Raw genomic sequence first — 24960 nt, 5'->3', positions numbered from 1 at the left:
ACTGTGCGCATGATCCAAGATGCCTCAGAATCTGCCGCTCTCGAGGCCGTAGACAACGAAGAAGCAGCGGGCCTGCCCCAGCTCCCCCTTGTCGAAGACGCGATCGAATTCGATGCGGTTGACCAGAAGCCGACGTGGCGCGGCTGGATTCATGCCGGCACTTTCCCTGTAGCAATTGTGCTCGGCGTGATTCTGCTGGTGATGGCGGATGGCGTAGCCGCCAAGGTGAGCTCGGCAGTGTTCGTTGCTTCGTCTCTCATGCTGTTCGGCATTTCGGCGCTTTATCACCGCTTCAACTGGAGCGACAGAACGCGGATGCTGCTCAAGCGGTTCGATCACTCCAATATCTTTCTGCTGATCGCGGGCTCCTATACGCCCATCACGGTTCTCGCCTTGCCACCCGAGAAGGCAACCCTGCTGCTCTGGATCGTCTGGATGGGAGCAGCTCTCGGAATCGGCTTCCGCATCTTCTGGGTTGGCGCCCCGCGCTGGCTCTACGTTCCCCTCTACGTGCTGCTCGGCTGGGGCGCGATGATGTTCATCGTCGACTTCTTCCAAGCCAACTGGATCATGATGACGCTCATCATGGTTGGCGGACTCTTCTACACCGTTGGCGCCGTCATTTACGGCCTCAAGCGCCCTAACCCGATCCCCGGAGTTTTTGGCTTCCACGAGATCTTTCATACGCTGACGCTATTGGCGTTCCTGTGCCACTGGGTCGGAATCTTCCTCGTGGCGACTAATCCGCCCGTTGTGTAGGCGGAACATCGTCGTCGGATTCCGTGCCCGTGGCCGCGCTGGTGGTCCCGTCAGCGACGGGGTCAGAGTCGCTGCCAACGCCCTCACCGTCAGCAAGCGCCTGCTCAGCGCGGATCGTTTCTTGAGCGAGCTCGCGGTAGCGCACCCGTCGAACGCGGCGGTTCATGTCAGCAACGATGAGCAATGTCGCAACCGCGATAAAGAGCGTCGCGGCAAACCCGATAACTCCAGGCGTGACCAGATTGACGTCACCGTCGTACTCCGGGTACAGGCTCGGTTCGGGGCTCGGAGTCGCGGTCCAGAGAATCGCGCTGTAGGCGAGCGAAGTGAAAGAAATCAACTGTTGTCCTCTGAAATGTGCACCCGATGATTCCATCATCCGAGTTTGCGAATAGCCTTGTAGTAACCAGAATACCGCCGCCAGAAGGAGCCACGCGTGCCCGAAGCATCCAGTAGCAACGCTGGTAGCGCTGACACCGCCGCTGTTGTGGGCACCACGAGTTCCTCGAACACCGATCTCGATGCCCGCTATGGGCGCAGCCCGAAGGCCAAGCGCAACAACCGCTTCATCGTTGTGACCGTGGCGATCGGCTTCGTCGCCGTGTTTACGGCCTGGCTTGTGTGGGGTGGGCTGCTCGAAGCACCCGCCCAGTTCGAAGCCAAAGACACCGGATTCGAGCTCATCGACGATTCCACCGTCACTGTTCGCTGGCAATTTAACGTGCCTGAGAACACGGATGCCCGCTGCGCTGTTCAGGCTCTCAACTCAACTTTCGCGATCGTAGGCTGGAAAGTGGTCGACGTTCCTGCTAGCGATCAACGCAACCGTGCCCTCAGCGAAACAATCCGCACCACAGAACAAGCAGTGTCTGGCTTGATCTACCGGTGTTGGCTCACCTAGGCTGTAGCAAATAGTCTCGAAACCGGCCATAGCGGCCGGTTTCTCTTTTGTATAGGGAGAAGCACAGTGGCTGCACAAGATAACGTCACGTGGTTGACCCAGGAGGCGTTCGATCGTCGCACCGCCGAACTGGAACAACTCACTGGTGAAGCACGGTATGACATTGCCAAAAAGATTGAGGCCGCCCGCGAAGAAGGCGACCTCAAAGAGAACGGTGGCTATCACGCTGCCAAGGAAGAGCAGGGCAAGATTGAGGCCCGCATTCGTGTTCTCACCGAACTTTTGCGTCATGCCGTTGTTGGCGATGTGCAAGATGCTGACGGTCTCGTTGAGCCCGGCATTCTCGTAACAGCCAACATCATGGGCGACGAAAGCGTGTTCTTGCTGGGCAGCCGCGAAATTGTCGCCGACGACAGCGACCTCGATGTCTACAGCGAGAAGAGCCCACTCGGCTTGGCAATCAACGGCCTCAAGGTGGGCGAATCGACCACCTACACCGCGCCAAATGGCAACGAGATCAAGGTTGAGATCTTGAAGGTTGCAACCTACTCAGGCTAGAAGTCGACCTGAGGGTCAAAGCCTTCGTCCCTGAGCCGCGCGAGCACTGCTTCCGCGTGCTCAGGGCCACGGGTTTCAATGTGCAGTTCGAGCTGAACCTGGCTGAACTGCACTTTGTTGTTGTGCCTGCTGTGCAGCACCTCAACCACATTGGCGCTCGCCTCAGCGACGATGCCCGAGATGCGCGCAAGTTGGCCTGGCCGGTCGGGTAGAGGAATGCGCAAACGCAGGTACCGTTCGGATGCCGATAGCCCGTGGCTGATGATGCGTTCCATCATCATGGGGTCGATGTTGCCACCGCTCAGCAGCACCACGGTGTTGCCGCTCGGCGCAATCTTGCCCGCGAGGATAGCCGCGACACCCACAGCACCAGCGGGCTCGACGACGAGCTTGGCGCGCTCGAGAAGTACGAGTAGTGCGTAGGCGGTCTGGTCGTCGCTGACGGTGATGACCTCATCCACCAGATCGCGCACCATGGGGAAATTGATTTCGCCGGGTTTGCTGACCGCAATTCCGTCGGCAATGGTTGGCGTGGTTGTGATCTCAACGATCTCGTCCTTTTCGAGCGAGGGCGGGTAGGCGGCTGCATTTGCTGCTTGCACGCCGATCACACGAACGTTTCGGCCGTCTTCGCGGGCGCGCTGCTTGATCGCTCCAGCAACACCCGAGATCAGTCCGCCTCCGCCAATGGGCACGATCACGGTGTCGACCTGAGGAACCTGGTCGAAGACTTCCAACGCCAAGGTGCCCTGACCGGCGACGACATCAAAGTGATCGAAGGGGTGGATGAGCACGGCACCCGTGTCTTCAGCGAACCGTGCGGCTGCGCGCAGTGGCTCGTCAACCGTGTGACCGCGCAAGATGACTTCAGCGCCGTAGTGACGGGTGGCCTGCAGCTTGGGCAGGGGCACGCCCACGGGCATGAAAATGGTGGACTTGATGCCGAGCTCCCGAGCAGCGAATGCGACGCCTTGGGCGTGGTTTCCTGCCGAAGCAGCGACCACTCCTCGAGCTTTCTCTTCATCCGTTAGTCCGGCAAGACGGTTATAGGCTCCACGAATTTTGAACGAGCCGGTGCGCTGGAGATTCTCGCACTTCAGGAAAACAGGCGAGCCCAGAATTTCTGCAAGAAACCGCGAGGTTTGCATGGGCGTGATGTCAGCAACTTCCGCGACCCGTTCACGTGCTTTCTGATAGTCAGCAAGTGTGGGGCCGGGCATCCGGTTATTTTCCATCACCGAGAACATCGTTCAGTGTTGGGTGCGGGTTCGTGCGCCAGTCGCCAGCGGCGACATACTTGGTCATCACATTCACTACGGCTACGAGCGGAACGGCAAAAAGCGCGCCGGGGATACCTGCAATGAACGAGCCAGCGGCAACCGCGAAGACGACTGCGAGCGGGTGAATTTTCACTGCGGTTCCCATGATGAGCGGCTGAAGAATATGCCCCTCGAGCTGCTGCACCAGCAACACAATACCGAGCATGATCACTGCCGGGATCGGGCCCAAGAAGACGAGAGCGATGAAGATCGCGAGAACACCGGTGATGAGCGCACCTACGACGGGGATGAATGAACCCAAGAATACGGCGACGGCGATGGGAATGACTAAGGGGAAGCCGCCGTAGAACAATCCAAGGATCCACGCGCCGGCACCGATGCCGAGGGCATCCACTGCGGCGACAAAGATCTGCACCTTGACGAATGTCGTGAGCGTCAACCATCCCGCCTGACCAGAACCATCAACCGCCGGACGAGCCCGACGCGGGAATAAGCTCACAGCCCAGACCCAAATGCGTTTGCCGTCGATCAGCACAAAAATGGTGGCGAAGACACTGAGCAGTGCGCCTGTCAGCACGTGACCTGCAGTGGATCCGACCGAGAGTACACCCGAAACGAGTGCTTCGCTGTCGCGCTGAATCACGGCGGTCAGTTCTTGCAAGTAACCGTCGATGTCTTGATCGCTCAACTGCAGCGGGGAGTCACTCAGGAAGCTGCGGAAGCTTTGGAACGCCGCAATCGACTGTTGCTGCAATGACGGCAGCCCCAAACGAACCTGGCTGACCACGACGACGACAAGGCCGGAGACAACCGCAAAGAATCCGATGAGGGTGACGGTGACGGCAAGCCACTTCGGCCACCGGCGACGTTCAAGAAATTGCACCAGCGGGACGAGAAGTGCGCCGATGAGAATCGCGACGAGGAAGGGGATCACGATGTATTTGAGCGTGATGATCAAATAAATCAGAACCGCAATCAAGCCCAAAACAACAAGCAGGCGCCACGAGAATGCGGCAGCAATCGACAGCGCCTTAGGCACGGCCGCCGACTCCGCAGAGATAGCGCGCGACTCTCCCCGACTGGTTGGTTGTGTACGTCGTCCGAATAGCACGTGCCCATCCTAGTTGTGCTTGAGTGTGCTCCTGCTCCTGCTGCGCTGAGCGTCGAGCTCGCGCGCGAAGCTACTTCTTATGCTTTGGCGGCAGCGCGCTCACCGGCGCACCCTTCAATCGCACCGAAACTGCTTCACCGGGAAGCGGATGCCGTTCGACCTCATGCTGGATCGCCACAACGGTGCCGTCGAACAGTCGCACGCGCGTGCGCCGCAGCGAGCCGAGAAAGCTGGAGGAGATGACGGTGCCCGCGATGCCGTCCGCTGCGAGAAACATGTCCTCCGGCCGAACCAGCGCCAAGACGGGGCCATCGGGCATCGAAGCGCCGAGGAGGTTGAGACTGCAGCCGTGCAGCGTCACTGTTCCGTCGATGAGTTCTGCGGGCATCCGGTTGCTGAGGCCTACGAAGTCGGCAACGAAGGCGTTGGCCGGGGTTGCATAGAGCTCTTCTGGCGTGCCGATTTGTTCGATGCGACCGTCGCGCATGACGGCGACGCGGTCGGCGACGGCGAGCGCCTCTTCTTGGTCGTGGGTCACAAAAACGGTGGTGATGCCGAGCTCAGTTTGGATGCGGCGGATCTCTTCGCGAAGTTGCACCCGAACTTTGGCATCGAGTGCGCTGAGCGGCTCATCGAGCAGCAACACTCGGGGCCGAGTGACGAGCGCACGGGCAAGTGCCACGCGCTGCTGCTGACCACCCGAAAGCTGGTGGGCAAATCGGTCGCGGTGCTTGGTGAGACCGACCATGTCGAGAGTCTCGAGAGCACGTTCGCGACGCCGAGTGGCGGCGACCTTGCGCATCTTGAGCCCGAACTCCACGTTCTCCAGCACCGTCATGTGTGGGAACAGCGAGTAGGCCTGAAAGACCATTCCGATGTCGCGCTTGTTGGTGGGGGTCTCCGCGACATCCTCGCCGTCAATAAGGATGCGCCCGCTGTCGATACTTTCGAGTCCCGAAATACTGCGGAGTGCCGTGGTCTTTCCGCAGCCTGATGGCCCGAGGAGCGCAACGAGTTCGCCGGGAGCAACCTCTAGGTCGATGCTGTTGAGTGCGGTGTGGCCCGCGAAGGCTTTAACGACGGCGCTGAGGTGGACTGTTGCTCCGGTTGTCGGCGCGGTCGTCGTGCGGCTCTCGGTGAGCGTTGTGGTCATGATTTTCTCCTAGAGAGCGTCGCTGATCCGAGTCGACCAATGATGAGTAGCAAAACAAAAGCAAGGGCAAGCGCGAAGAGCGCGAAGATCACCGCGACCCAGGGGTCAGACTGCGAGACCTGAAGCAGCGCGGTCTGCAGGTTGCGACGATTGAGCAGGCTCGCGATCGTGAACTCGCCAAGTACCACCGCGATGGAGATGAAGGATGCCGCAAGCACTCCCCGGCGAAGGTTGGGCAGCAAGATCGTCCACAGCACGGTCATCCACCCGGCACCGAGCGTGCTGGCTGCTTCGCTGAGGGTCTTGACGGGAATTGCGTCGAGGTTCGACTGGATGGCGCGGTAGGCGTACGGCAACACGGTGATGCCGTAGGCGAAGGCGAGAGTCCAAGTGGATCCGCCGAGAACCTTCACGACCACCGAATAGACGGGAGCGAGTCCGACGACGAGCACGATAGCGGGAACCGTGATGGGGATGATGCAGATGAACTCGAGCGTGCGCTTCAGTCGCGGCAACTGCATGTGCACGAGCACCATGGTCGGCAGCAACAACAGGAGCACGATGCCCACGGTGACTGCAGCGAGTACGAGCGAGTTTCCGATCGCCTGGTAGAGGCCACGGTAGGTGCGCGCGCTGTCTTCGCTGAAGAGCCCCGTCCAGTGACTGACCGTGTAGTCACCGGCGAGCCCATTGCGGAACGTGAATTCAATCATCGCGATCACGGGGATCAGGAAGATCGCGCCGATGATTCCGAGGATGAGGCGGCGCGTGAGAGCGCTCGGTTCGGCACCGATGCGAACGGCCTGGTTCGCAGGCTTGGCTCTCGTGCTCGCCGTCTCGCCCCGCTGCACGGGTGCCGTCCGACTCGCGCTCATCGTTGCCACCGTGAGGTTCGCGACTGCAACACCGAGTAGGCCCACATGACGACGACCATGACCACGATCATCCCGAGCGCAAGGGCGCCCGCCATGTTTTCGCGGCCCAGCACGGTCTCGCTGACGAGCGCCGCGCGGATCTGGAGCGGGACGATCTGCGAACCCTGGCTGATGAGTGCCGCTGCCGTGGCGAACGAGGAGAACGCATTCGCGAAGAGCAGGAGTAGCGAGCCAAGGAAGGCTGGCGCAACCACGGGGGCCGCGATGTGGCGCCAGTACGCGAAGCGGGTGCCGCCGAGCGTTGCACTGGCCTCAGCCCATTGCGGGCGCAACGCGGTGAGGGCGGGCAAGAACGTGATCACCATGAGGGGAACCTGAAAGTAGACGTAGGGAAGAACGAGACCCGGCACTTGATAGAGCCACACACCGTCCGCAAAAATATCGACTCCGAAGGTGTCACGCAGGATAACCGTGACAAGGCCCTGAACACCGATTGTGGCGATGAAGGCGAACGCGAGCATCACCCCACCGAATTGGGCGAGCACGCTGGCTGCCGACTCGATGATCGTACGCAGCACTCCCCCGACGCGTGTGCCGAGCATTGCGTAACAAATGAGGGCACCGACAACAGCGCCGATGACAGCGCTGACACCCGATAGCCAAAATGAGCTACCGAAGGTGGCGATGATGGTCGGGGTAAACAACCCCGTCACGTTGTCGAACGTGAGCGTGCCATCGTCGGAGAAGAAGCCCGTGACCACGGCAAGGATCGTGGGCAAGGCGAGAAAGATAAGAACGTAGGCCGCAAACGGCGTCAGCCCCGCATAGGCGAGGCGACGACGCCGGTTCGACGGCTTAACCAGTGCCACCCGAGGATGGTGCCGAGCGGAGTGCTCGACACCATCCTGTTCGGGCGCTGGCGCAGTGGCTAGCGACACGATGCACTAATAGGCGGAATGGGCGTTAGCCGATTGCCGCTGCCCACTTCTCAGCCAAGATCGTTGCGTTATTCTCGGCCTGCTCGGGCGTCGGCGTGACTAGTTCGCCCTCGAGCGCACCGAGTGCATCGAGTGCGTCGGAGTCAACGGTTCCGGCATCCTGCAAAGCTTGGATCGTTACGGGGTAAGCGCCACCGACGATGAACAGGTTCTGCGCTTCGGGGCTGAAGAGGAACTCTTGCCACAGGCGAGCAGCGGCGGGGTGCGGGGCATCCTTGCTGATGGCCTGGTTGTAGAAGCTCGTGTAGACGGCGCCGGGAAGCGTGGTGACCTTCCAGCCGTCAACCGTTGCTGCTGCAGCAAGGTTGTTGTAGCTCCAATCGAAGGCAACCTTGGTCTCGCCGGCAGCAATGGTTGCTCCCGTGACGTTGACCGGGATGAAGTTGCCGGCGTCGTTGAGCTTCTCGAAGAACTCGATGCCCGGGGTGAAGTCATCAAGCGTTCCCCCCTCGTGAACCGTCGCGAGACCAAGAGCTGCGAATGCTGCACCAGCCTGGGTTGGATCACCGTTGAGCGCTACGGCACCGCGGTAGTCAGCCTTGAGGAGGTCGTCGAGGCTCGCCGGCTCGGGAACCGAGTTGGAGTCATAACCGATTGACATGCTGCCGGTGTAGTCGTTGACCCAGAGGCCAGTTGCTTCCTTGTTGCCCTCGGGGATTTCATCCCAGTTGGCAACCATGTAGGGAGCGAAGTAGTCGAGGCTGTCGAGGGCAACAGCGGTTCCGAGGTCGAAGACGTCGGGTGCAGCGTCTTGGCCCTTGAGGTTGTCAGCAGCAGCGATTTCTTCGGCACTGGAAACATCGGGGTCAGCAGAGTTGACGACGATGTCGTACTTCTCTTCAAAGAGAGCCTTGATCTCGCCGTAGTTTGCCCAGTTATCGGGAAGGGCGATGACGTTGAGCTCTCCCTCAGCCTGCGCAGCTGCGATAAGAGCTTCCATGCCGCCAAAGTCTTCGACGGTGGTGGCGGTCGACGCGTCGACATCGCCCGCTGTTGCCTCAGACGTGCTGCAGGCACTGAGAGTGATCGCCGATGCTGCAACGAGTGCAACAGCGGCGAGGGTGCGCTTAGTGAACAAGAGTTCCTCCAACGATCCTCACGGCCGCCCGCGCTGTGAGCGGGCAGAGGGTACCGAAACGATCCGTGGATGACCGTACTTAGCGGCGAGGCTCGCTAACTGTCAGATAGGTAAACGAGTGATGAACGACACAAACACAATCACTCGCGGCGTCTCTCGCGCCGGATGTCGCAGCCTCTCGGTAGAGTCGATTCCGTGGTCGATTCTCTTTCTGCAGTCCAAGCGCGCCGCGTGCTGCTGGCTGCTCAGGGGTTCGGGCGCCCCACTGCGACCGCAGCCAAGCCCGCTGGTACGCGACAACTTAATGTGCTGTTTGACCGCATCCGACTGCTTCAGCTCGACTCGGTTAACGTGTTCGAACGCAGTCACTACCAGCCCGTCTTTTCGCGTCTGGGGTACTACGACAAGGCGACTCTCGACGCCCTCACCTTTCGCACGCCCACAACCCGCACGCCCGGCCGCTACGTCGAATACTGGGCCCACGAGGCCGCACTCATTCCGCTCGAGTCGTGGCCACTCTGGCGCTGGAAAATGGATGCCCTCAGCCACCGTGACGCTGAGCGCTACGAATGGGTGCGCGACAACCAAGCCATGCTGCAGTGGTTGCGCGACGAGCTCGCTAGCACCGGCCCGGTCTCGGCTCGCGAGATTGAGCACGACGCCAATCGCCGCACCGGACCCTGGTGGGGCTGGTCAGATGTTAAACAAGGCTTAGAGATGCTGTTCCGTTGGGGCGAGGTTGTGAGTGCCGGCCGCACTCGATTCGAGCGGACGTATGCGCTGGCCGAGCACGTTGTTCCGGCCGAGTTCCGTGCGCGTGAGGTGAGCCGCGCCGACGCGCACCGAAGCCTGGTCGCTCAGGCCGCACAGGCTCTGGGAGTGGGCACGGCATCCGATTTGGCTGACTATTTTCGGCTCAAGAATGTCGACGTGCGTGCGGCAATTGCCGAGCTGGCAGACAGCGGCGAACTTGTGCCCGTGATAGTGCAGGGCTGGCAGCAGCCGGCTTGGCTGCACCGGGCTGCTCGCCTGCCGCGGCGCATTCAGCACGTTGCGCTGCTCTCCCCTTTTGACCCAGTGGTCTGGGATCGCAAACGAGCCGAGCGCATGTTTGGGTTTCACTACCGCATCGAGATTTACACGCCAGAGCCCCAGCGCCAGTTCGGCTACTACTCGCTGCCTGTGCTCGTGGATGATGCCCTGGTCGGCCGCATCGACCTCAAGACCGATCGACAGGCACGTGTGCTGCGCGTGCAATCAGCCTGGCACGACGAAGGCTTGGAGGCGCGCACGGGCAGCCTCGGCGCTCTCGCTGAACGCATCGTGCCGACCCTGCGCGAGATTGCGCACTGGCAGGGCATGGAATCGATCAGCGTGACCGGCCGCGGCACCCTCTCGCCAGTGATTGAGGCAGAGCTGCTGCGCTAAACAGCGCGACCCGACTGCTGTCGGTGCCGGCTTACTTTACTGCAGCGTCAGTTAGAAGCCGCCGCCGATCTTGCTGAGGCGCGCGACGCGGTCGGCGAGCGGCGGGTGCGTGCTGAACAAGCGATCCATGATGCCGGGCTTAGTGGGGTCAGAGATCCACATGTGGGCCATCGTCGAGTTCTGCTTTTTCATCGGCCGACTGTAATCCGAGAGCTTCTGCAGGGCGCTGGCGAGAGCATCCGGGTGACGGGTCGTGAGTGCGCCGGTGGCATCCGCCAAGTATTCACGCTGACGCGAAATAGACGCCTGCACGGCCGCGGCGACGAGCGGCGAAATCACAAGCGCTGCAAGACCAACGATGATCATGATCGGGTTGGAGTTGTTGTTATTGCCGCGGCCGCCGAACAACGTGAAGCGCAGCGCAATGTCAGAGATGAAACCGACGGCGACGACGAGGCCGAACACGATCATCGACACTCGAATGTCGTAGTTCTGCACGTGACCCATCTCGTGAGCCATCACACCCTCAAGCTCGGAATCATCAAGCAAATCGAGAATGCCCGTAGTGGCAGCAACGGCAGCATGCTCCGGATCACGCCCAGTAGCGAAAGCGTTCGGCGCCGGGTCGTTGACGATGTAGACCTTCGGCATCGGCGTTCCGGTAGTGATCGAGAGGTTCTCGACGATTCGGTACAACCGTGGATTGTCAGACTTCTGGATCTCAATCGCACCACTCATCGACAACGCCTGCTTTGACGCGGCGAAGTACTGGATCACCGTGAAGGTGCCGGCACCAATGATCGTGCCGATCGTGACCGTCAGCGGATCACCGCCCATGAGGGAACTCAGCGCGAAGCCAAGAAACCCGATGAGGATGACGAACAAAATGATGATCAGAACGGTGTTGCGCTTGTTTTTCGCTATGGCGCGATACATCTAAACTTCCTGGCCGTGCTCTCAGTGAAGCAGAGGATTAGAACTGAACGCGGGGCGGCTCGGCGATGGATGCGGCATCCGCAACCTCGAAGAAGTCGCGCTCGGTGAAACCAAGGTTGCGCGCGAACAAAGTGTTCGGGAAGATCTTGATCTTCGTGTTGAGTTCGCGCACACCACCGTTGTAGAAGCGACGGCTGGCCTGAATCTTATCTTCAGTGTCAACCAGTTCGCCCTGAAGCTGGAGGAAGTTTTGGCTGGCCTGCAACTGTGGATATGCCTCAGCGACCGCAAAGATGCTCTTGAGGGCAGACTGCATGTGATTCTCAGCGGCAGCAGCATCCACCGGACCCTGCGCGTTGAGAGTCTCGGCACGCGCTTTAGTGACCGACTCAAAGACGCCCTTTTCGTGAGCTGCATAGCCCTTGACTGCCTCGATGAGGTTCGGCAGCAGGTCAGCACGGCGCTTGAGCTGCACCGTGATGTCGCTCCACGCCTCATCAACGCGAACGTTGAGAGTAACGAGCGAGTTATAGGTCGACCAGAGGTAGATACCAACGATGACGACAAGCAGAACAATGACGCCAAGTACGATCAGGAATTCCATGCATCAACTATAGAACGTCACGCTGTGCCTCCACCGAGAAAAAGGGCGCCCAATGGCCCCCCAATCATGGGCGGAATGGCTACTTGCTCAGCTACTTGCTCGGCTTAGTTCCCGTAATCGCCGAAGTGACGAACTTGCCGAAAAACGGGGAGCGCAACAGCGCGAGAGAAACGCGGCGCACCCAGAGCTGAAGCGGGGTGCGCGGGAGAAAGCCGCTGGCAGCCCGACGCCCGGCAGCCTGTTTCTCGACGACAACCGGCATCCATTCCTCTTCGTACTCGGCAAAGGCCGCGCTGAGCTCAACACCACTCGTGATTTTTTCGACCAGAAGCACTCCCCCGGCAATGGCCAGCGAAGCGCCCTGACCCGCGAGCAGCGAAACGGCCTGACAGGCATCGCCAGCGAAGACGACGCGGCCACGACTCCACACCGGCAACTCCACTTGGGCTACCTGGTCGTAGTACAGGTGTTCAGGCTCGGGGCACTTGTCAATAGCCTCCGCGATGTCGTCACCCATGCCCTCATACGCTTCACGGATTGCCTCTCGCGGGTCAGCAGGAAGCACGGTATCGCTAACGCGGTGGGCGGCGAAGAGAGCCACACTGCCATCTCGCAAGCCATAGAGCCCGACCATGCGATCCACCTCGTCGGTTGACACCAACGCGTCTCCCAATTTGCCGTGCAGGCGAGGAGAGTCGAAGGTATATGCGCACGTGTGCATACCGAGTTGCCGATCAAAGGCCGCCGAGTCGCCGAACAGGTTGTGTCGCACTGCCGAATGGATGCCGTCAGCCGCCACCACGATGTCACCAGAGATACGTGACCCGTCAGCCAACACTGCCGTGACGTAGTCGGTGCGATCTTCGACCGAAACGACAGCACTGCCGAAACGCACGTCGACGCTGTCGGGAAGAATCTCAAAGAGCGTCTGCTCAAGATCTTGACGCATCAAGCTCAGGAGCTTGCCGCCCTCATTGGCCGCCACAATGCCGTAGTCCACCGACTGGCTGCGACCATTGGGCCGCACGAATCGCGCCTCGCTGATCGGGTAGTGCAACTCGCGCAGCCGATCGAGAATGCCAATCTTCTCCGCAGCGTCATAGCCGGGGCCAAAGAAATCAATCATGTAGCCCTGCGTGCGACGTTCAGGCGCGGCCTCGAGGAGGGTCACCTCCCAGCCTTTGCTCGCCAACTGACCGGCGACCGTAAGCCCCGCAATTCCTGCTCCACACACAATGGCTTTAATAGTCGCGCCCTTTCATTACTGCCGGCCTAAATCACTGCCGTCCGAGCAGCTACTGCCCTAACACCTGACGCAAATAGTCGTTCGCAAACACCCGACCCGGATCGAGCCGATCACGAATCGCTAAGAACTCATTGAAACCCGGATACGTCGCCGCGAGCGAATCGGCATGCCGGTTGTGCAGCTTTCCCCAGTGAGGCCGACCATCATGTGCAACCATAATCGCCTCAACTTCTCGGAAATATTCGGTGGGGTCTTCGCGCCAATAACGGTGCACAGCGACATATCCGGTGGCCCGCCCCGACGCGGTCGACAGCAGCAATGAGTCCGCGGCTGCCGAACGCACCTCGATCGGGAAGGAAACTTTCCACCTTCGGTCAGTGATCAGCTTCTGGATGGCGCGTACGGCATCCGGCACTGCCTCGATGGGAATGGCGTATTCCATCTCGCGAAAGCGTACGGTGCGATCGGTGACGAACACCCTGCTAGAGACATCGGTGAAATCGCGATTGCCCGAGAGCTTCACCGCGAGACGGTTAATGGGCGGGATGACCGCCGGTGCAGCTTTGCCCGCGGCGACGATCGCGCGGTAGACGCCGTTGGCCATGAACTCGTCGTCGAACCAGCTCGAAAACTTGGTGAGTGGATGCTGCGGCGCATCGCCCGGCAACCGTGTGTTGCTCTTGGTGAGTGCCGTGGTGGTGTGCGGCCACACGTAGAACTCAAAGTGGTCCGTTTCGGCACTGCGCTGCAACCACTCATGCAGCACGGTTTCGGCGGGTTCTGGCCGCTCGACGGCGTGCAGCAGGAAGGTGGGCACGCATTCGATGGTGACGTCGATGAGGATGCCGAGCGCGCCGAGCCCGAGAGCGGCAGCCGGGAGTAGTTCTGGGTTCTCGTCGGCATCGACGCGCAGCACGTCGCCTGCGGCAGTGACGAGGGTGACGCCCCGCACTTGGCTGGCGATGCCGCCAAAGCGTGTGCCGGTGCCGTGAGTTCCGGTGGAGATTGCGCCAGCGATGGTCTGGCGGTCGATGTCGCCCATGTTGGTGAGGGCCAGGCCGAGCGGTTCAAGCAAGGCCGGCAGTTGGTAGAGGTTGGTACCGGCACCGAGCGTGACCAAGGTGCCGTTGACCGCGAGCACACCATCGAGGGCACCGACGTCGAGGTGAACGCCCTCCGTAGCCGCAATTGACGTGAAGCTGTGGCCGGCGCCCAGCGCCTTTACCGTGAGGCCGTGATCGCGCGCAAAGTTGACTGTCGCCGCGACCTCATCGGCGCTCGTGGGGCGGGAAACGAACTCGGGGCGCGTGCGTTGTGAGCGACCCCAGTTGCGCCACTCGGCGCCCGGGCGGATGGTTGCTCGGGCGGGTGCGCTCACAGGAAAGCTTTTCCTTCGCCGCGGTACGTCGGCACCGTTTCTCCGATGCGACCGTCTTCGACCACCGCGAATTCGTTCAGGTGCTCAGAGAGTTCGCCCGCTTTGGTGTGGCGGAACCAGACGCGGTCGCCGACCTCCAGGGCTTCGGCTGCGGGGCCGGTGAGCGGTGACTGCACTTCTCCTGCGCCCTCGCGCGGAAGATACTTGAGCCCGGCGGGCCACGTGGGCTGGGGCATCCGGTCGGCACTGGGATCACCGGATGCGATCCAGCCGCCACCGTGAATCGTTGCGATGTGGGGTAAGAATTTGCGGTCGACGGAGAGCGCGAATGCTGCTGCGGGGGCCGGAGCAAAGTGGCTGTACTGGTCGAAGAGGTGCGGGCCGAACAGCCCGCTGCCTGCCGCGACTTCGGTGACGGTGGGGTCATCGGCGGTGGATTCAAGCGACCCAGTGCCTCCACCGTTCACGAATTCAAGCTCGGCGACCTCCCGGATGGAGGCCACGATTTCGCCGCGGCGTTCGCGCAGCTCGTGTGCAGACGACCGTTGCACAGCATCGAGCACGCGCCCGTAGAGCGGCTTGCCCGGCGGACGATTGCCGACTCCCGCGATCTGCGCTTCGTAGGCCATGACACCAACGAGGGTGAAGCCGTCACGATCAACGACCGTGCTCGCGAGCGTGCGCGCTTGGGCTGCCGAATGCACCGGAGAGCGGTGTGCGCCAACGTGGCCGAGCAGTGGTGAGTGCCACGACGCATCCACATCGATGCAGACCCGAATCGTTTCCCGGTGTTGGGGTGAAAGAACCGAGTCAACGAAGTCGAGGTGCTCGACCGTATCGATCATGATGGTGACGCGTTCGGCGAGCGCCGGGCTTGTTCCGAGCGCGGCGATTGCGGCGCGATCCACTGAGGGATAGCCGACCACCACATCGTCAATGGTTTCGGCAAGCCAGAGCGCCTCCGTAAGGGTGTATGCCAGAACCCCGCGGTAGTCATCGAGGGCGAGCACGGCATCCATCACTTCGCGCACGCGAATCGACTTGCTGGCGACGCGAATGGGGAGACCGGATGCTCGTCTCACCAGATCGGCGGCGTTGTGGGAGAGCGCATCGAGTGACAGCACACCGTAAGGGGTGTCGAGGGCGGCGGTTGCCTCTGAGAGTTGCTGCCAGTAGTGCTCGGGAGTGTGCCAGGGAGTTGCGGGGGTGCTGAGCAGCTTCACAAAGTTCCTTCGGGTGCACGGCGGTGGGCGAGAGTTTTGGCGGTAAAGCGCTGCTGGTGAGGGTGCGGCAAAGCGCCTTGGTCGCTCAACTTTCCCAGAACCACACGCGCAACACAACGAGCCCCGCGGTTGCCAGCCGCTTGACCCGCAGAGACCGGTGCCCTTAAGTGGAGTCATGACTTTTGCAAACGTAGGAACCCTCGGTGTGAAGCCCGGCCAGCGCGATGAGGTTGTGGCGATTCTCACGCGCCGCAGCACAGACCTGGATGGGGCCGGATGCCTCAGCTATGAGGTTGGCATAAGCGACGAGCATCCCGACACTGTGTTCGTTTCTGAGCTCTGGGTTTCGGCCGATGCTCACCAAGCTTCGCTACAACTCGCGAGCGTTCGGGCAGCGATCAAGGAAGCCATGCCACTGCTGAGCGGGGAGATGGGCGGCGACCGTTTTGAGATTGTTGGGTCGCCGCTGCGCAACTAATGTTTGCGGTGGGTGGCGCGGGTGAAACCGGGAAGGCCGCTGCTTTTGCGCAGCATGCGCCAGACAATCCACGCCAGTAGACCAAAGCCGGGGAACAGGATGAGGGCTGCAACCCAGAGCGCTGTCATCAGTGGCAAAACGGTGCTGTCGCGAACGGTGACAATGATCGCCCAGATTGTGACGACGTAGAACGCGATTATGCCCAGCAAAATAGCGACGTTTAAACCTGTGAATTCGACCATGTTGTTTCCTCCTTGGCGAAACCCTGACACTGGCTTTGCCCTGAGAGTACTCCCGCTGCGGCGACTATGCGATGCGACGCTCGGGAAATAGCCACCGCACGAGCGCGAACCCGATCGCTGCGCCGATGAGTTGTGCGGCAATGAAGCCTGGAGCAGAGGTGGGGGTGATCCCTGCGAACGTGTCGCTGAACATCCGGCCAATGGTGATGGCGGGGTTCGCGAAACTGGTCGAGCTCGTGAAGAAGTAGGCGCCACCGATGTAGGTGCCGACAGCGATAGGCGCGAGGTTTGCGCGGCCGGTGCGCACGAGGGCGAAGATCACGACGATGAGTCCGGCGGTTGCGACAACCTCGCTGAGAAAGTGGCCCGGTGTGAGGCGCACTGTGGTGCTGAAGGTAACGGCGGGCTGCGCAAACATGAGGTTCGCGAGAATGGCGCCGACGATGCATCCGAAGATCTGAGTGGGAATGTAGAAGGCGGTGTCGCGCCACGACCGCAGCCCGCTGAGCGAATCAACGATCGAGACGACGGGGTTGAAGTGGGCGCCGCTGACGGTCACGAAGACGAGGATGAGCACGCCGAGACCGAACGCAGTGGCGAGGGCGTTCTCGAGAAGCTGTAGGCCGATGTCGCCGGGCGAGAGTTGTTGGGCTGCAATGCCAGAGCCGATCACGACGGCGGCAAGACCGGCGCTGCCCACGAATTCTGCGGTCAAACGGCGAGTTAGGGCAAGGTGGCGGGGCGGCGTCATTGGGCGATCATACCGAAACATTGATAACTGTCTATGAATTAGCTGGGGGCACTTAGACTGCTTGCTATGTCAGCGACTGGATCCCGCGCCTCCGAACGCGCCGTCGCTGAGCGCATCGCGCAAAGCATGCGGGCGATCGCCGACCCGACCCGGGTGCAGATTTTGCGACTACTGATGGATGCCCCGGATGGTCGCCGCGGAGTCACCGACCTCGCTGGTCGACTGGGCCTCACCCAGCCGACGGTGAGCCATCACGTGCGCATTATGGCCAACGACGGGATCCTGCAGAGCTCTCAAGAGGGCCGCCAGGTTTGGTACTCACTCGTGCCGTCGCGACTTGCTGACGTGTTCGATTTCGTTCAGCGATCCCCTGCGGATTCCGCCACCACGACCGTCGACCCCGCGGTACTGGAACGCATAACCGATGATCTCGCTCTCCGCTTCACGGGCATCTTCTCTCGCGAAACTGTCGCCGAGTTCGTCGCGAGCAGCTACGAGCTACTGCGCCAGGGTGCTCCGCGTGATCGCCACTTGTCATCACACACCTCGCGGTTTGCTGCCGATCGGTTGGGTTCGCTCGCCGGAGCGGATGCCGCGACGGAGACGATTGCCACAGCATCCTTCTCTCCCATCGACGTGCTGTTCGTGTGCGTTCAGAACGCGGGTCGCTCGCAGTTGGCCTCCGCGATTTTGCGTGCTCTCGCCGGAGACCGCGTGCGGGTACTGACTGCCGGATCGCAACCGACCGAAACCATCAACCCAAAAATTGTGGCGGTGCTCGACGAGATCGGCGTTTCAGTTGATGGCGAATACCCCAAGCCGCTGACCGACGAGGTCGTGCGGGGTGCGGATGTCGTGATCACGATGGGCTGCGGCGACGCCTGCCCCATATATCCAGGCCGTCGCTATCTCGATTGGGAGCTGCCCGACCCGGCAGAGATGTCGATGGATGGTGTGCGTGCTGTGCGCGACAACATCGATCGTCGGGTGCGCGAACTGTTGCACTCGCTGCCGTCGATGAACGCTGAGTGAACTAATCTCGGCCGACGTCATCGCCCCTCGCGCAACCCATAGATATTCATCTATGCTTTAGTCATGACCACTGAGACTGTCGCATCCCAAAAGCCTGTAGTTCTTTTCGTTTGCATCCACAACGCCGGTCGCTCGCAAATGGCCGCCGGCTACATGACCGCCCTCTCGAATGGTGCCGTAGATGTGCGCTCGGGCGGCTCCGAGCCCGGCAACGAAATCAACCCCACCGCAATCTTGGCCATGGCCGAAGAGGGCATCGATATCTCGCAGGCAGTCCCCCAGCTCATGACCACCGACCAGGTGCAGGCCTCGGACGTCGTTATCACGATGGGTTGCGGCGACGTCTGCCCGATCTTCCCCGGCAAACGCTACGAAGACTGGGAACTCGTCGACCCCCGGGGCAAGGGCATCGACGACGTGCGCCCCATCCGCGATGACATCAAGGCGCGCATCCAGAAGCTGCTGGCGGAGATTCTGCCCGCCTAAGCACGGCCGCACGCGCACAAGGAAACGCGCACGACGGCGCGATCAAACACAGTGCCCCGACAGGGACTCGAACCCTGACTGTGATGATTTTAAGTCATCTGCCTCTGCCATTGGGCTATCGGGGCACGCCCCACGCACAGCGCGGGGCACTACAAACCTTACTTGGGGCGGGATGCGAACTCTTCGAATGCGCGGCGCGGTTCTACGCGTGCCTCGATCGAAACGGTGTCGCGACCCCAGAAGAAGTTGGTGATCCAGGTAGTGAAGACGCGAGCTTTACGCTCGAACATCGGCATTGCCATGCCGTGGTAACCGCGGTGCATGAACCAGGCGGGCAAGCCCTTGACCGCGATCTTTCCCGACTGGAAGACGCCCTGGTACAGGCCGATACCCGCAACCGCACCCAAGTTCTTGTGGAAGTAGTCCTTGGTGCCTTCGCCACGAAGCGACGCCACAATGTTCGTGGCCATGAGCTTGGCCTGGCGGACAGCGTGCTGAGCGTTCGGAACGCAGAAACCGCCAACGCCACCACCGGAGAGGTCAGGAACAGCACACACATCGCCAGCACCCCAAGCACCCTCGACGACACCGTCGTCGTTGATGACACGGAGGTCAGCCTGCACGCGGACCCGGCCACGCTCTTCAATGGGGAGGTCGGTGCTGCGTACAACCGGGTTGGCCATAACGCCAGCGGTCCACACGATGGTGTCTGATTGAAAGCTTTCGCCGGTCGACAACTCAACCATGCCATCCACAGCGGACTTCAGTTGGGTGTCGAGGTGAATCTGTGCGCCACGGTCTGCGAGGTTCTTGATAACCCACTTGCTGGTCTCCAAAGAAACCTCGGGCATGATGCGACCCATTGCCTCGATGAGGTGGAAGTGGGTATCTTCGAACGAGAGGTTCGGGTAGAGCGGCAGCAGCGACGACGCCAGGCTGCGCATTTCGCCAAAAGCCTCGATACCAGCAAAGCCGCCACCGACAACAACAAACGTCAGCAGACGGTCGCGCTCAGCACCAGCAGGCAAGTTGGATGCCTTGTCAAAGTTGGTGAGGATGCGGTCACGCACCTCAACAGCCTCTTCGATTGTCTTCATGCCAATCGCTTCGTCAGCGACGCCCGGAATCGGGAACGTGCGCGACACAGCACCAGCGGTGACGACAACGAGGTCGTAGTCGATCTCCCACGAGTCACCCACTTCGGGCTGAATCGTGGCCGTCTTCGTTGCGTGGTTGATTCCGGTGACCTTCGCCGTGACAACCCTGGTGGTCTTCAAGTGGCGACGGTGGGGAACGACCGCGTGACGAGGCTCGACTGTGCCTGCAGTAACCTCAGGCAAGAAGGGCTGGTAAGTCATGTAGGGAAGCGGGTCAACCATAGTTACCTCTGCTTCGCCGCGACGCAGCAAGTTTTCGAGCTTACGAGCAGTGTAAAAACCGGCGTAACCGCCGCCGACGATCAAGATTTTTGGCACGAGTTAGAGTCTCCTAAAAGGGGCAAGTTCGCCACCAAACCTACTCTGTCTCGCGCGTACTCCTAAACCGACGCCAGACCGCAAGGCCCCAGACAGCGAAAATAGTTAGAAAAATACCATAAACAGCAAGTGGTACACCCACATTGCGAAGCATGCTCACTGTTGGGAGCAGGGTTCCGAGCGGACTGACGGGGCCCGCGGCATCCGGAACACCATCAACTACCGGTGCCGGGGCGGGCGTAGAGCTAGAGCTCGGAAGCGGCGCCGGAGTCGACTCGGCACGACGGTAGATTGTGATCCACTCGGCGAGGCTGCCCATCGGGTTCTCCTCCACCTGTGGCACGTACGCGTTCACGGCATCTTCGGCATCGATCAGCCCGAAACCGTAAATCGCATCCGTGCCCGGAGCACCAGTGTCGTGTGCGGTTTTCACAATTCGGTTGATGACGTTATCGGCATCAAGTTCGGGATGTGCGGCACGCACCAGCGCAACAATTCCCGCCACAATCGGGGTTGCCCCACTTGTTCCATTCCAGAGCACGTGCGAACCGCCAGGGGCAACGCCCACAAGGTCTTCGCTCGGCGCCGAAACACCGATCGTGATGCCTTGAGTGGAGGCGTTGAAACTCGCCACCCCGTTCACGTCAACACCGGCAACGGTCAAGACACCCGGCATCGTCGCCGGTGCCCCCACCGAGGTGGTTCCGCTGCCACGGTTGCCGGCAGCCGCAACAACAACGACATCGTTGTCCATGGCGTAGAGGAACGCGCTGTCCCAGCTGAGTGGCCAATCCAAGGTTTCGCGAGTGAGAGACAGGTTGATGACATCCGCCCCCTGATCGACGGCATAACGAACCGCCTGCGCAATCTGGTCGTCCGAACTAATCGGACCACCAGTGAAGCCGATCGAGATCGCCAAAATGTTGGCCTCGGGTGCAGCACCAATCACGCCAGCGCCCGTGCCCGTGCCGCGACCTGCAGCCAACGAGGCAACAAGAGTGCCGTGCGCTGGATTGTCGTCGCCGACCGGAGTCTGCCCGTCAGGCGAGCCTTTGCCTGAGAAATCTGTTCCACCCGTCACTGCGCCGACGAGTTCTTTGACACTCCCATCAACACCGGTGTCGATCACCGCAATCGTGACACCGGCACCCTTCGTGGTCTGCCAGGCGGCCTCAATGCCGTACTCCTGGAGCCAATACTCCTGATCGCGAACCGCATCCGCGTGGGCAGGCGTCGCCACCAACAGCGAGGCCAAACTCGCCATTAGTACAGCGCCAGCCGCCCAACGCTTCACTTGCCGGACTCCTTTGTGGGGTTCGCAAACTCGTCAATGGCCGCAGCATCAGCCGCAGGAACGTCACCAGCACCAGCATCGTCAGCCGCAGCATCCGAGTAGTCGGGACACTGGCACACGGTAGGGCTCCACGAGGCGCGCTCAAGCGCAATATCGCCAATGGGATTCACTCCGGGGCCCGCAGCGAGCGTGTGGCCAACGAGCGCGTGCAAGCACTTGACGCGAGTGGGCATGCCGCCAGCAGAAACGCCAGCAAGCTCAGCGACAACTTCAATGCCATCCCGATCAGCAATGTAGGCGTCATGCGCTGCCTGATACTGCTCGGCGATGTCACCCTCAAGCATTGCTGCCAGTTCAGGCATGTGCCCTTCGGCCTCTAGCGTCGACACGGATGCCGTAGCAGCCGGGTGGCAGAGGTAATAGATGGTGGGAAACGGCGTTCCATCGCTCAACCGCGGTTTGGTCGAGACGACGGTTGGCGCACCACAAACGCAGCGTGCCGCAATGCCGATTACGTCGCGAGCTGGTCGACCAAGTTGAAGCGACACAATGCGCACATCTTCATCGCTGACAGTGTCAAACGGTGGGGTGGTCATTGCGTTGGTCCTTCAATCACGGGGGCGGTCAGCTTGTCAGGCGCGTCTTCTGTGAGACCAGCAGTGTAGATGGACGACACCAAGGTCTGCACCCAATCAATTTTGGTGGTCTGGATGCTCGTGCTCACTGGCACCCCGTCGTTGGTGGTTACGTCGGCAGCTTCACCGGTCACCAAGTAGCTCACTTCGCCCGGATACACGTAGTAGAGCCGGTCGCGAGCCTGCGACTCAATGTAGGCGCGATCGTTCCAGCGGGCAGCATTCTCGTTGAGGTCGTCGACAGACTCTTGAGCCTCATCTACTTCTGTCTGCAACTGGGCGATGGTCTGCTGTTGTTCGATCAGAATGCGCAGATTGGGGGCAAGAACGATGACGGCGAGTATGAGCAAACCAAGCATGAGCACGGTGAAGCCCGAGAAGCGGATCGTGCGCAACCAGTGTTCGGGCGCGCTCTCCTCGGGCAGCGATACCGCTACCTTTTTTGCTCGTACTCGCCTAGCCATGCGTTCGATGCTAGACGACGCTGATGGGCGCTAGCCGACGAACCGCGGGAACGCGGAACGGCCAGCGTAAACTGCGGCATCCCCGAGCTCTTCTTCGATGCGCAGCAGCTGGTTGTACTTAGCTACGCGCTCGGAGCGAGCCGGCGCACCGGTCTTGATCTGGCCGGTGTTTAGTGCAACTGCGAGGTCAGCGATCGTGGTGTCTTCGGTCTCACCTGAACGGTGCGACATGACTGCCGTGTAGCCGCTGCGCTGCGCGAGAGAAACTGCGTCGAGGGTCTCGGTGAGTGAACCAATCTGGTTTACCTTCACGAGGATCGAGTTTGCGGTTCCGGCGTCGATTCCCTTGGCGAGGCGCTTCGGGTTCGTGACGAAGAGGTCATCTCCGACGATTTGAGTCTTGGCACCGATCTCAGTGGTGAGCTGAGCCCAGCCCTCCCAGTCGTCTTCGTCAAGAGGGTCTTCGATCGAGACGAGCGGGTAGGCCGAAACGAGCTCGGCGTAGTACGCGCTCATTTCACCTGCCGACTTCGAGGTGCCCTCGAAGGTGTATGAACCATCTTTATAGAACTCGGTTGCGGCAACGTCGAGGCCAACAGCGATGTCCTTGCCCGGCGTGAAGCCGGCCTTCTCGATTGCTTCCATGAGCAGATCGAGTGCTGCGCGGTTGCTGGAGAGGTCGGGGGCGAATCCACCCTCGTCGCCAAGGCCAGTGCTGAGGCCCTTGCTCTTGAGGAGTCCCTTGAGCACGTGGTACGTCTCAACGCCCCAACGGAGGCCCTCGCTGAAGGTATCTGCGCCGTGCGGGAGAATCATGAATTCTTGGATGTCGACGTTGCTGTCGGCGTGCGATCCACCGTTGATGACGTTCATCATCGGTACGGGCAGTACGTGAGCGTTGGGGCCGCCGAGGTAGCGGAAGAGGGGAAGATCTGCGGAGTCTGCAGCAGCCTTCGCAACAGCAAGCGAAACACCGAGAATCGCGTTGGCGCCCAGGTTCTTCTTGTTTTCGGTACCATCAACAGCGATGAGCTCAGCATCAACGAGACGCTGGTCGGAGGCGTCGAGGCCCTCGATTGCGGGGCCGAGGTCGTCGATTACTGCGTCGACAGCCTTCTGCACGCCCTTGCCGAGGTAACGGTCATTGTCACCATCGCGAAGCTCGTAAGCCTCAAACGCACCGGTGGATGCTCCCGAAGGAACTGCGGCGCGCGAAACCACGCCGTCGTCGAGCAAAACCTCAACCTCAACGGTCGGGTTGCCCCGAGAGTCAAGAATTTCGCGGGCGCCAACTGCTTCAATCAAAGCCACGGGGGATCTCCTTCAAGAAAGATTGTTTGGACTACTAGTGGTGGATGTCCGGTTGAAAGCCTACTCCGCGCCAGCGATCGATGCCGACTCCGCAGGCAACGCGGAGTCTCTCGGCGCTGGGGCGCGAAACTGGCCCGTTGCCAACAAAACAATGACGAGCGCGAGCGGAACCAGCCACCCGGTCCAACCAAGAATTGTTGCTTCGAGTGGGCTGAATGTTTCGCCAGCCATAACAAAGACAAGCGAGAACCCCGCCGCGGCGTTGAATGCACCGTGCGCGAGAGCTGCCGGCCACACTGACGCCGAGCGGATGCGCAGCCACGAGAACACCGCACCGATCACGATCGTCATGCCGACCATTGCGGTGAGCGCCAGCCAACCTGGCGCGTCTACGTAGTTGTAACCCAACAGGATGAGGGGTGCATGCCACAGCCCCCAGATCACACCCGAAATCAGAATCGCGGGAACGATGCCCAACGGCAGAAGTTTGGGCAGCAGCCAGCCACGCCATCCAAGTTCTTCGCCCAACGCCGGGATGGTGTTGATGATCGAACCGATCAGCACATTCACAAACTGGGCTGCAACGAGAAGCACGATCGGCACAGGAAGTGGTGCCTGCCCGAGGGCCGCGAGCTGGGCATCCACCATCTCCTGAAAGCCAGAGAAGTTCACAAAGTCAGCAGGATAGACGCCGACGGCCGCGCCCACGAGTAGTGCCGCGAGAATGAGCGCTGGCGGCACGACAAGTGCGAGAGCCAAATACCGCAAAAACCGCCCGACAGGTCGAACCGAACCCAATCCGAGTGCGCGGCGACGCGATAGGCCATCAGGGTGTTTCTCGACAAAGAACACCACAACGAGAGCAGCGATTGCCGGAGTGAACATCATCGCTAGTGCAAAAACAAGAAAGATTGGGCTCGCGGGGCCCTCTCCGACGCCAAACCACAACGGCAACGCGATTAGCCACGACAGCCCAAAACTGACGCTCAAAAAAGTGGCGATCGGAGCAATCTTGCGCATCACAGCTTCTCCCTGAAGTTGAGGTGCCGCTGCCTGCTAGGACGCTGCTGATTTAGGGGTTTTTGGGAGGCCCGGCGAGTCGTGAGGGCCGTTTTTGACCTCTGTATTTCACGTTATCGCCTCCTTACGTTGTTGTGGTGGGTGAGGCCAAGGTTCAGGAGCCGTTTCAGGTTGATGCCGGCAGCACGATTCAGCCACCACGCGTTGTTTTTCACCACGCCCCGGTAAGGGACGTGGCGAGATT

Annotated in this window: 27 protein-coding genes and 1 tRNA gene; 7 read left to right on the top strand and 21 right to left on the bottom strand. The window is 60.8% G+C overall.

Features of this window, described 5'->3' with window-relative positions; translation table 11 throughout:
- The first annotated feature begins 9 nt into the window (after positions 1 to 9).
- A complete protein-coding gene (gene trhA, locus ABD112_RS00525) occupies positions 10 to 759 on the top strand; it encodes a PAQR family membrane homeostasis protein TrhA (RefSeq protein WP_343922220.1) in 750 nt (249 codons plus the stop codon).
- Here the strand turns inward: trhA and ABD112_RS00520 are convergent.
- Complete coding sequence (locus ABD112_RS00520; RefSeq protein WP_343922218.1) at positions 740 to 1099, bottom strand: hypothetical protein; 360 nt, start codon at positions 1097 to 1099, stop codon at positions 740 to 742. The two genes, trhA and ABD112_RS00520, sit on opposite strands and share 20 nt — an antisense overlap.
- A 96-nt stretch (positions 1100 to 1195) precedes the next feature.
- On the opposite strand from ABD112_RS00520, the gene ABD112_RS00515 reads away from it, so the two are divergent.
- Together ABD112_RS00515 and greA are read left to right on the top strand one after the other, a co-directional pair.
- Complete coding sequence (locus tag ABD112_RS00515; RefSeq protein ID WP_343922216.1) at positions 1196 to 1660, top strand: DUF4307 domain-containing protein; 465 nt, start codon at positions 1196 to 1198, stop codon at positions 1658 to 1660.
- A gap of 66 nt (positions 1661 to 1726) precedes the next feature.
- Positions 1727 to 2218 carry a transcription elongation factor GreA gene (greA, locus tag ABD112_RS00510; RefSeq protein WP_343922214.1) on the top strand — a complete coding sequence of 164 codons (492 nt, stop codon included), beginning with the start codon at positions 1727 to 1729 and terminating at the stop codon, positions 2216 to 2218.
- Here the strand turns inward: greA and ilvA are convergent.
- The 6 genes from ilvA to ABD112_RS00480 form a co-directional block, all read right to left on the bottom strand.
- Positions 2215 to 3465 (bottom strand): threonine ammonia-lyase, encoded by a 1251-nt coding sequence (gene ilvA, locus ABD112_RS00505; RefSeq protein WP_425563782.1) that lies wholly within the window; start codon positions 3463 to 3465, stop codon positions 2215 to 2217. The two genes, greA and ilvA, sit on opposite strands and share 4 nt — an antisense overlap.
- Positions 3443 to 4609: an AI-2E family transporter gene (locus ABD112_RS00500; RefSeq protein WP_343922211.1), complete on the bottom strand. Its 1167-nt coding sequence runs from the start codon at positions 4607 to 4609 to the stop codon at positions 3443 to 3445. Before ABD112_RS00500 ends, ilvA begins: the two co-directional genes overlap by 23 nt.
- 70 nt (positions 4610 to 4679) lie before the next feature.
- Positions 4680 to 5762, bottom strand: coding sequence for an ABC transporter ATP-binding protein (locus ABD112_RS00495; RefSeq protein WP_343922209.1), 1083 nt, complete (start codon positions 5760 to 5762; stop codon positions 4680 to 4682).
- Positions 5759 to 6637, bottom strand: a complete 879-nt coding sequence (locus tag ABD112_RS00490) for an ABC transporter permease (RefSeq protein ID WP_343922208.1) — start codon at positions 6635 to 6637, stop codon at positions 5759 to 5761. The genes ABD112_RS00495 and ABD112_RS00490 overlap by 4 nt, the downstream gene beginning before the upstream one ends.
- Entirely contained in the window at positions 6634 to 7506 is an 873-nt protein-coding gene (locus tag ABD112_RS00485) for an ABC transporter permease (protein ID WP_343922207.1), read from the bottom strand. The genes ABD112_RS00490 and ABD112_RS00485 overlap by 4 nt, the downstream gene beginning before the upstream one ends.
- A 94-nt stretch (positions 7507 to 7600) precedes the next feature.
- Positions 7601 to 8713, bottom strand: coding sequence for an ABC transporter substrate-binding protein (locus tag ABD112_RS00480; RefSeq protein ID WP_343922206.1), 1113 nt, complete (start codon positions 8711 to 8713; stop codon positions 7601 to 7603).
- A 195-nt stretch (positions 8714 to 8908) separates the two neighbouring features.
- Here ABD112_RS00480 and ABD112_RS00475 point away from each other — a divergent pair, with 195 nt between their 5' ends.
- Positions 8909 to 10141 carry a winged helix-turn-helix domain-containing protein gene (locus tag ABD112_RS00475; RefSeq protein WP_343922204.1) on the top strand — a complete coding sequence of 411 codons (1233 nt, stop codon included), beginning with the start codon at positions 8909 to 8911 and terminating at the stop codon, positions 10139 to 10141.
- 51 nt (positions 10142 to 10192) lie between these two features.
- On the opposite strand, the gene ABD112_RS00470 is transcribed toward ABD112_RS00475, so the two are convergent.
- The 5 genes from ABD112_RS00470 to ABD112_RS00450 form a co-directional block, all read right to left on the bottom strand.
- Positions 10193 to 11077 carry a M48 family metallopeptidase gene (locus tag ABD112_RS00470; protein WP_343922202.1) on the bottom strand — a complete coding sequence of 295 codons (885 nt, stop codon included), beginning with the start codon at positions 11075 to 11077 and terminating at the stop codon, positions 10193 to 10195.
- Positions 11078 to 11114: 37 nt separating this feature from the next.
- Positions 11115 to 11681: a LemA family protein gene (locus tag ABD112_RS00465; RefSeq protein WP_343922201.1), complete on the bottom strand. Its 567-nt coding sequence runs from the start codon at positions 11679 to 11681 to the stop codon at positions 11115 to 11117.
- A 91-nt stretch (positions 11682 to 11772) separates the two neighbouring features.
- Positions 11773 to 12915 carry an FAD-dependent monooxygenase gene (locus ABD112_RS00460; RefSeq protein WP_343922200.1) on the bottom strand — a complete coding sequence of 381 codons (1143 nt, stop codon included), beginning with the start codon at positions 12913 to 12915 and terminating at the stop codon, positions 11773 to 11775.
- Between the two features lie 61 nt (positions 12916 to 12976).
- The gene (locus ABD112_RS00455; protein ID WP_343922198.1) at positions 12977 to 14305 is read right to left on the bottom strand and encodes a D-arabinono-1,4-lactone oxidase; all 1329 of its coding nucleotides are present in this window, start codon (positions 14303 to 14305) and stop codon (positions 12977 to 12979) included.
- Complete coding sequence (locus tag ABD112_RS00450) at positions 14302 to 15528, bottom strand: amino acid deaminase/aldolase (RefSeq protein ID WP_343922196.1); 1227 nt, start codon at positions 15526 to 15528, stop codon at positions 14302 to 14304. Before ABD112_RS00450 ends, ABD112_RS00455 begins: the two co-directional genes overlap by 4 nt.
- 175 nt (positions 15529 to 15703) lie before the next feature.
- Between ABD112_RS00450 and ABD112_RS00445 the strand changes: the two genes are divergently transcribed.
- Positions 15704 to 16006 carry a putative quinol monooxygenase gene (locus ABD112_RS00445; RefSeq protein WP_343922194.1) on the top strand — a complete coding sequence of 101 codons (303 nt, stop codon included), beginning with the start codon at positions 15704 to 15706 and terminating at the stop codon, positions 16004 to 16006.
- Here the strand turns inward: ABD112_RS00445 and ABD112_RS00440 are convergent.
- Both ABD112_RS00440 and ABD112_RS00435 read right to left on the bottom strand, forming a co-directional pair.
- Positions 16003 to 16248, bottom strand: coding sequence for a PLDc N-terminal domain-containing protein (locus ABD112_RS00440; RefSeq protein WP_343922193.1), 246 nt, complete (start codon positions 16246 to 16248; stop codon positions 16003 to 16005). The two genes, ABD112_RS00445 and ABD112_RS00440, sit on opposite strands and share 4 nt — an antisense overlap.
- A 64-nt stretch (positions 16249 to 16312) precedes the next feature.
- A complete protein-coding gene (locus ABD112_RS00435) occupies positions 16313 to 16999 on the bottom strand; it encodes an aquaporin (RefSeq protein ID WP_343922191.1) in 687 nt (228 codons plus the stop codon).
- Between the two features lie 66 nt (positions 17000 to 17065).
- Here ABD112_RS00435 and ABD112_RS00430 point away from each other — a divergent pair, with 66 nt between their 5' ends.
- Positions 17066 to 18031 (top strand): metalloregulator ArsR/SmtB family transcription factor, encoded by a 966-nt coding sequence (locus tag ABD112_RS00430; RefSeq protein ID WP_343922189.1) that lies wholly within the window; start codon positions 17066 to 17068, stop codon positions 18029 to 18031.
- 63 nt (positions 18032 to 18094) lie between these two features.
- Positions 18095 to 18517 (top strand): arsenate reductase ArsC, encoded by a 423-nt coding sequence (locus ABD112_RS00425; protein ID WP_343922187.1) that lies wholly within the window; start codon positions 18095 to 18097, stop codon positions 18515 to 18517.
- 52 nt (positions 18518 to 18569) lie between these two features.
- Here ABD112_RS00425 and ABD112_RS00420 read toward each other — a convergent pair.
- The 7 genes from ABD112_RS00420 to ABD112_RS00390 form a co-directional block, all read right to left on the bottom strand.
- Positions 18570 to 18642 (bottom strand) — tRNA-Leu (locus ABD112_RS00420).
- Positions 18643 to 18675: 33 nt separating this feature from the next.
- Positions 18676 to 19992, bottom strand: coding sequence for an NAD(P)/FAD-dependent oxidoreductase (locus ABD112_RS00415; RefSeq protein ID WP_343922186.1), 1317 nt, complete (start codon positions 19990 to 19992; stop codon positions 18676 to 18678).
- Positions 19993 to 20032: 40 nt separating this feature from the next.
- On the bottom strand, positions 20033 to 21286 hold the full coding sequence (locus ABD112_RS00410; RefSeq protein WP_343922184.1) for a S8 family serine peptidase: 1254 nt from the start codon (positions 21284 to 21286) through the stop codon (positions 20033 to 20035).
- A complete protein-coding gene (locus tag ABD112_RS00405) occupies positions 21283 to 21882 on the bottom strand; it encodes a DUF501 domain-containing protein (protein WP_343922182.1) in 600 nt (199 codons plus the stop codon). The genes ABD112_RS00410 and ABD112_RS00405 overlap by 4 nt, the downstream gene beginning before the upstream one ends.
- Positions 21879 to 22385 carry an FtsB family cell division protein gene (locus ABD112_RS00400; protein ID WP_343922181.1) on the bottom strand — a complete coding sequence of 169 codons (507 nt, stop codon included), beginning with the start codon at positions 22383 to 22385 and terminating at the stop codon, positions 21879 to 21881. The genes ABD112_RS00405 and ABD112_RS00400 overlap by 4 nt, the downstream gene beginning before the upstream one ends.
- A gap of 30 nt (positions 22386 to 22415) precedes the next feature.
- Positions 22416 to 23696 (bottom strand): phosphopyruvate hydratase, encoded by a 1281-nt coding sequence (gene eno, locus ABD112_RS00395; protein ID WP_343922180.1) that lies wholly within the window; start codon positions 23694 to 23696, stop codon positions 22416 to 22418.
- Between the two features lie 60 nt (positions 23697 to 23756).
- Positions 23757 to 24716: a CPBP family intramembrane glutamic endopeptidase gene (locus tag ABD112_RS00390; protein WP_343922179.1), complete on the bottom strand. Its 960-nt coding sequence runs from the start codon at positions 24714 to 24716 to the stop codon at positions 23757 to 23759.
- Positions 24717 to 24960: the final 244 nt, after the last annotated feature.

Origin of the sequence: Rhodoglobus aureus (assembly GCF_039527955.1) — a bacterium.
GTDB lineage: Bacteria > Actinomycetota > Actinomycetes > Actinomycetales > Microbacteriaceae > Rhodoglobus > Rhodoglobus aureus.
The sequence above is the reverse complement of the archived record's forward strand: the minus strand, read 5'-3'. Positions and strand labels throughout refer to the sequence as shown.